The 5,846-nt window shown below is 62.8% G+C and carries 3 rRNA genes; all 3 read right to left on the reverse strand.

The features are described from left to right. Nucleotides 1-30: 30 nt before the first annotated feature. Nucleotides 31-150: ribosomal RNA gene (rrf, locus tag GZ997_RS06510) — 5S ribosomal RNA — on the reverse strand. A gap of 371 nt (nt 151-521) precedes the next feature. Beyond that, nucleotides 522-3,770: ribosomal RNA gene (locus tag GZ997_RS06515) — 23S ribosomal RNA — on the reverse strand. Between the two features lie 423 nt (nt 3,771-4,193). Continuing rightward, nucleotides 4,194-5,759 (reverse strand): 16S ribosomal RNA (locus GZ997_RS06520). Together the 16S, 23S and 5S rRNA genes form the textbook arrangement of a ribosomal RNA operon. Nucleotides 5,760-5,846 lie beyond the last annotated feature (87 nt).

Raw genomic sequence — 5,846 nt, forward strand, 5'->3', positions numbered from 1 at the left:
GTTGTGTGTGTGGTTGTGGGTGGGTGGGTGTGCCGGCGGTGTCCTACTCTCCCGCCCGCCTGTCGGGGGCAGTACCATTGGCGCTGGGGGGCTTAGCTTCCGGGTTCGGAAATGGGTCCGGGCGTTGTCTCCCCCGCTGTGACCACCGGCACGACCCGCCCGCCCCCAGCCACACGCACTAGCCTGCGTGCCTGCCCCCCGCTGTGCGGGGTGGTTTGGGTCCGGTGTCGTACCCCAGCCAGCATCCCCCCTTGCCGTGGTGCTGGCCGGGTGGCTGGTTGCTGGGTGTCGTGGTTCCTCTATGCTCGTGTCCCGCCACACCCCGCACCCCCCGGGTACCCCGTTGCTTCGGGGGCTTGGGGGTGCCTCGGTTGTGGCGTTGCGTGTTGTGCCTGCTTGGCGGGCTTGGCTGGTCGTGGACCGTACAGCGGACGCCCCCCCCGGGCATGGGGGGTGGGTTGAGTGCGTGCGTGCTTGTGCTGCCTGCCCTGCACGTGGCCTGCGTGTGCGTGGGGTTGGTTTTTGTGTTGTGTTCGGCTGTTGTTAGTACCAGTCAGCTCGCAGCAGGTTCACCCGCTTGGTGGGGCTGCCTGCTTCCACGCCTGGCCTATCGACCCAGTAGTCTACTGGGAGCCTTCCGCGCCCCCCGGGCGGGGGGCGCGCGGAGACCTTATCTTGGAGACGGTTTCCCGCTTAGATGCCTTCAGCGGTTACCCGGCCCGAACGTAGCCAACCAGCCGTGCCCCTGGCGGGACAACTGGCGCACCAGAGGTTCGTCCGTCCCGGTCCTCTCGTACTAGGGACAGGCCTCCTCAAGTCTCCTGCGCGCGCAGAGGATAGGGACCGAACTGTCTCACGACGTTCTAAACCCAGCTCGCGTACCGCTTTAATGGGCGAACAGCCCAACCCTTGGGACCTGCTCCAGCCCCAGGATGCGACGAGCCGACATCGAGGTGCCAAACCATGCCGTCGATATGGACTCTTGGGCAGGATCAGCCTGTTATCCCCGGGGTACCTTTTATCCGTTGAGCGACGACCCACCCACACGGGATCGCCGGATCACTAGCTCCCACTTTCGTGCCTGCTCGACCCGTCGGTCTCGCAGTCAGGCCCTCTTGTGCGCTTGCACTCGACACCTGGTTGCCGACCAGGCTGAGAGAACCTTTGAGCGCCTCCGTTACTCTTTAGGAGGCAACCGCCCCAGTTAAACTACCCACCAGGCACTGTCCCTGGCCCGGATCACGGGCCGAGGTTCAGGCGCACGCCACAGCCAGAGTGGTATCCCAACAGCGACTCCGCCGGCACTAGCGTGCCGGCCTCACAGTCTCCCACCTATCCTGCACAAGCCATGGCGGGCGCCAATACCAAGCTATAGTAAAGGTCCCGGGGTCTTTCCGTCCTTCTGCGCGTAACGAGCATCTTTACTCGTAATGCAATTTCGCCGAGCTCGTGGTTGAGACAGTGGAGGAGTCGTTACGCCATTCGTGCAGGTCGGAACTTACCCGACAAGGAATTTCGCTACCTTAGGATGGTTATAGTTACCACCGCCGTTTACTGGGGCTTGGGCTCACCGCTTCACACCACGAGGACGTGGCGCTGACGGATCCCCTTAACCTTCCAGCACCGGGCAGGCGTCAGTCCGTATACATCGCCTTACGGCTTCGCACGGACCTGTGTTTTTAGTAAACAGTCGCTCCTCCCTGGTCACTGCGACCCTCACCCCTAGCCCGCAACGGGGCTTCAGGGCCCGGGCCCCCCTTCTCCCGAAGTTACGGGGGCATTTTGCCGAGTTCCTTAACCACGATTAACTCGCCCGCCTGGGCATACTCTGCCCGACCACCTGTGTCGGTTATTGGGTACGGGCGGCGGACCACCTCGCGCCGAGGCTTTTCTAGGCACCACAGGATCACCCCACTATCCCCCACCCTAGCGGGCGGGGTCACCATCACGCCTCACCCAGCCCCCCCACCCCAAAAGCAGGGCAGGAAGGGCGTGGCGCCCGGATTTACCTGGGCGCCGGGCCACACGCTTGAACGGGACAAGCCATAAGCCCCGCCGGGCTACCCTAGTGCGTCACCCCTGTTAACACGCTTGCCTACCAGCACGGAGGACCCCCAGACCCCAAGCCGCCCCCCACACCCGCCCCGGCCGGCCGGCCCCGAAGGACCAGCCACCCGGCAGCAGGAAAAAAGCAGGGGACGCAAGGGCGTGGGTTAGCACCCGCGCGTCAGCACTGGCGGTGGACCGCCGGTACGGGAATATCAACCCGTCATCCATCGACTACGCCTGTCGGCCTCGCCTTAGGCCCCGACTCACCCAGGGAGGACGAACCTGCCCCTGGAACCCTTGGTCATACGGCGCCGGGGAATCCCACCCCGGTCTCGCTACTCATGCCTGCATTCTCACTCCCGCGCCGTCCACCCGAACGGTCACCCCCGGGCTTCACCCGGCGCAGGACGCTCCCCTACCGCCCAGGCACCACCCAACAGCAGCACCCGGGCCCGCGGCTTCGGCGGTACGCTTGAGCCCCGCTACATTGTCGGCGCACGACCACTCGACCAGTGAGCTATTACGCACTCTTTCAAGGATGGCTGCTTCTGAGCCAACCTCCTGGCTGTCACCGCGACCGCACATCCTTTCCCACTTAGCGTACACTTAGGGGCCTTAGCCGGCGATCTGGGCTGTTTCCCCCTCGACCACGAAGCTTATCCCCCGCAGTCTCACTGCCGCGCTACCCCCAAAACGGCATTCGGAGTTTGACTGGCATCAGTAACCCAGTAAGGCCCCTCAGCCAACCAGTGCTCTACCTCCGCACGGGAACACGCGACGCTGCACCTAAATGCATTTCGGGGAGAACCAGCTATCACGGAGTCTGATTGGCCTTTCACCCCTACCCACAGCTCATCCCCCCCGTTTTCAACCGAGGTGGGTTCGGTCCTCCACACGCTCTTACACGTGCCTCAACCTGGCCATGGGTAGATCACCCCGCTTCGGGTCCAGAACGCGCCACTAAACGCCCAACCTAGGACTCGCCCTCGCTACGGCTCCCCCACAACGGGTTAACCTCGCGACGCGCCCTGACTCGCAGGCTCATTCTTCAAAAGGCACGCCACCACCCGCCCCACACGCCCAAAAGAGCGGCGGGACAGGCCCTGACGGCTTGCAGGCGCCCGGTTTCAGGTACTATTTCACTCCCCTCCCGGGGTACTTTTCACCATTCCCTCACGGTACTAATCCGCTATCGGTCACCAGGAAGTATTTAGGCAGCCAGGTGGTCCTGGCAGACTCACGCAGGACTCCACGGACCCCACGCTACAAAAAAGGGGAAAAACACGCCCCACGCGCCACCAGCAGGTTCAGCCTACGGGGCTATCACCCTCTACGGCCCCCCTTCCCAGAGGATCCGGCTACCCACCAGCAAAGCACGCGGGCCCACGGCAGCAGGCCCCAGGCACGCCCCACAACCCCGCAGCCGCAACCCCTGCCGGGTACTCACACGACCACGGTTTAGCCTCATCCGCCTTCGCTCGCCACTACTAACGGAATATCTTCTCCTACGGGTACTGAGATGTTTCACTTCCCCGCGTAACCCCCCGCCCCCTATGAATTCAGGAACGAGTGACACGGCACAACCCGTGCCGGGTACCCCCATTCGGAAACCCTCGGATCACAGCCCGCAAGCCGGCTCCCCGAGGCATATCGCAGGCCGCCACGTCCTTCATCGGCCCCTGGTGCCAAGGCATCCACCGAACGCCCATAAAAACAACACAAAACCACGCGCGCACCCCCGCCAGCACCAGACGGCGCCACCAGGACCGCGCGCGAGCCACAGCAAAACACAGCAACCACAAAAGCAAGACAAAACAAAACAAGCAAACACTCGAAACACTCGCGTCCGCTATACAGTTCACAACCAGCCAGCCCACAGCCCCACCACCACCAGCCAAGCCGGCACCAGCAGGACCCAGGCACAACCAGGGCGCGCAGCCCCGGAACCCGACAGCATGCCACCCCCCAGCCACCCCCCACCCCCCAGCACAGGGAGAGCAAGAAGCAGCCAAGGAGCCCCACCCCCAGCCCGCCGCCGCCAGCAGGCCCCACCAGGCACCAGCCCAGCAAGACCCCAAGCACGACGACGACGAGCCACAGGAAGGATGCTTGCCTGCCCGGCCGGCGCCAAGAAGACTCCCTAGAAAGGAGGTGATCCAGCCGCACCTTCCGGTACGGCTACCTTGTTACGACTTCGTCCCAATCACCAGCCCCGCCTTCGACCGCTCCCCACAGGGCCACGGGCTTCGGGCGTCACCGGCTTTCATGACGTGACGGGCGGTGTGTACAAGGCCCGAGAACGTATTCACCGCGGCGTTGCTGATCCGCGATTACTAGCGACTCCAACTTCACGGTGCCGAGTTGCAGGCACCGATCCGAACTGAGACCGGCTTTAAGGGATTCGCCCCGCCTCGCGGCATCGCAACCCACTGTACCGGCCATTGTAGCATGCGTGAAGCCCAAGACATAAGGGGCATGATGATTTGACGTCATCCCCACCCTCCTCCGAGTTCACCCCGGCAGTCTCCCGCGAGTCCCCACCCGAAGTGCTGGCAACACGAGACAGGGGTTGCGCTCGTTGCGGGACTTAACCCAACATCTCACGACACGAGCTGACGACAACCATGCACCACCTGCAGGCCGGCCCCAGCCACAAGAAGCAGCAGGGGAACCACCGTCTCCGGCAGCAACCAGCCCATGTCAAGCCTTGGTAAGGTTCTTCGCGTTGCATCGAATTAATCCGCATGCTCCGCCGCTTGTGCGGGCCCCCGTCAATTCCTTTGAGTTTTAGCCTTGCGGCCGTACTCCCCAGGCGGGGCACTTAACGCGTTAGCTACGGCGCGGACGCCCCGGAAAAGGACCCCCACACCCAGTGCCCAACGTTTACGGCGTGGACTACCAGGGTATCTAATCCTGTTCGCTCCCCACGCTTTCGCTCCTCAGCGTCAGCAACAGCCCAGAGACCCGCCTTCGCCACCGGTGTTCCTCCTGATATCTGCGCATTCCACCGCTACACCAGGAGTTCCAGCCTCCCCTACTGCGCTCAAGCCAGCCCGTACCCACCGCAAGCCCCCAGTTAAGCCAGGGAATTTCACGGCAGACGCGACCAGCCGCCTACAAGCCCTTTACGCCCAGTAATTCCGGACAACGCTCGCGCCCTACGTATTACCGCGGCTGCTGGCACGTAGTTAGCCGGCGCTTCCTAACCCGGCTACCGTCAGCCCACCCACAAAGGAGCAGGCCTTCACCACCGGAAAAAGAGGTTCACAACCCGAAGGCCTCCATCCCTCACGCGGCGTCGCTGCATCAGGCTTCCGCCCATTGTGCAATATTCCCCACTGCTGCCTCCCGCAGGAGTCTGGGCCGTATCTCAGTCCCAGTGTGGCCGTCCACCCTCTCAGGCCGGCTACCCGTCAAAGCCTTGGTAAGCCATCACCCCACCAACAAGCTGATAGGCCGCGAGCCCATCCCCCACCAGAACAACCAAACGATTGAACCTATACCAACCCACCCATGCAGGCAGGCCAGACCACCCCGTATTAGCCGCCCTTTCAAGCAGTTATCCAGGAGAAGAGGGCAGGTCACTCACGTGTTACTCACCCGTTCGCCACTAACCAGCCCCAGCAAAAACCAGAACCAGCCCGTTCGACTTGCATGTGTTAAGCACGCCGCCAGCGTTCGTCCTGAGCCAGGATCAAACTCTCCAAACAAAACAAAAACCAAACAAAGAAACCAACAAAAAACACCAACCAAACAAACAAACACGACACACTATCGAGATCCCAAACAACACACCC

The organism is Actinomyces sp. 565, assembly GCF_010365615.1.
In the GTDB taxonomy this organism is placed as follows: Bacteria; Actinomycetota; Actinomycetes; order Actinomycetales; family Actinomycetaceae; genus Actinomyces.